General features: G+C 65.2%; 1 protein-coding gene. It reads right to left on the bottom strand.

Annotated features, from left to right (window positions below):
- Nucleotides 1-374: 374 nt before the first annotated feature.
- Complete coding sequence (locus ACWD6R_RS40585; protein WP_451823346.1) at nt 375-968, bottom strand: hypothetical protein; 594 nt, start codon at nt 966-968, stop codon at nt 375-377.
- Nucleotides 969-1,311: the final 343 nt, after the last annotated feature.

Below are 1,311 nucleotides of genomic sequence, written 5' to 3'. Positions count from 1 at the left end.
TACAAAAGCCTCAAAGTCGACCGGCGTACCTACAAAGCCACCCTCAGGATTGACATCTTGCAACCAACGATCAGCCCGTAACTTCACGGCCTTGCCCAAAAGGCCCGCTGTCTCTCACTACCACTGTCCCGAAACCGAGAGATCGCACGGCCATGGTCGATGTTCCTCTCATGAGAACTATCTGATCCGCTGTCACCATCTTCCGCATCTCGGGGGAACCTCATTCATCCAGGCCGCCACATGCGGGCCTGGTCGCGTTCGGGCTTTCCGGGCGGTCCGTCCAGGGGCAGGCCCACCGCGACGCCGAGCACGTGGGGCAGGCGCTGACGGTGGCAGAAGTCCCGCAGGTCCGGGTCCCGGCTGTAGCTGAAGGGTCAGTGGTCTTCGGTGATGCGGGTGGCGATGCCGTTGCTGATCTTCACCTCGGCGGAGACGCCCTTCTGCGCAGCAGCCTGCAGCTCTTGCTCGGTGCACTTGGTGGCGGACTGGTCGTTCTCGTCGCCGCAGATGTCACCCGCGCCCCAGATCTCCGTGTCATCGGCCGTGAAGAATGCCTGCTCCTCGCCCTTCTGGCCGGACACCGTGTACTTGCCGGGCGCCAGGTACGACACATTCCCGAACCATGTGCCGCTCACGCCCTTGCCCACCTTGCCCTGGTTGTCCCCGTCGCCGGCGCTCTCGGGGGCGGATCCCGAGCCGCTCTTACCGGTACCACTGGAGCCGTTCTTTGCGGCGGGCGCCTTCGAGCCGGAGTTGCCGGAATCGCCACCGGAGGAGGAAGGCGCGGCGGTGCTGGTGTCCGAAGCCGTTGCGTCCTTACCCTCGTCAGCCGCCTTCGTCGAAGAAGCGGTGGCCGTGGCGGCCGACGAGGCTGCGCCGGTGGTGTCGCTCTGGCAGGCCGTCAGCAGCGCGGTCCCGGCGACGAAAGCGGCGGCGAGCAGAACGGAACGGGTACGCAGGGAGGCCATGAGGACGGGTCCTTCAAAGAGTCGGAGCAGCTGACGTCTGTGAACTGCTTGTTCACTGACCATGCATCACGTCGTACTCCTGAGAACGGGATGTCCTTGATCCATGACGTTGCTGTGACCATTAACGGACACAGCGACAACGGCCGGTGCGCAGCGTGGGCTGGGCGGTTGATGGCCGCCCGCACGCCCCTGGCCGCGGAGCTTGCAGCGGTCCCGGTACCTCCCAGGAGGACTTCCAGTCACACGCCTGCGAGCCGGTGGTGGCCGAGCCGGGGCCGTTGACAGTGATCGTCCGGTCCTGAAAGGGCCATGGCCGATCGGGTGTGATGCAAGGATCAGCGGA

Source organism: Streptomyces sp. NPDC005151, assembly GCF_053599875.1.
Note: the sequence above shows the minus strand (reverse complement) of the source record. Positions and strands in the feature narration are given on the sequence as shown.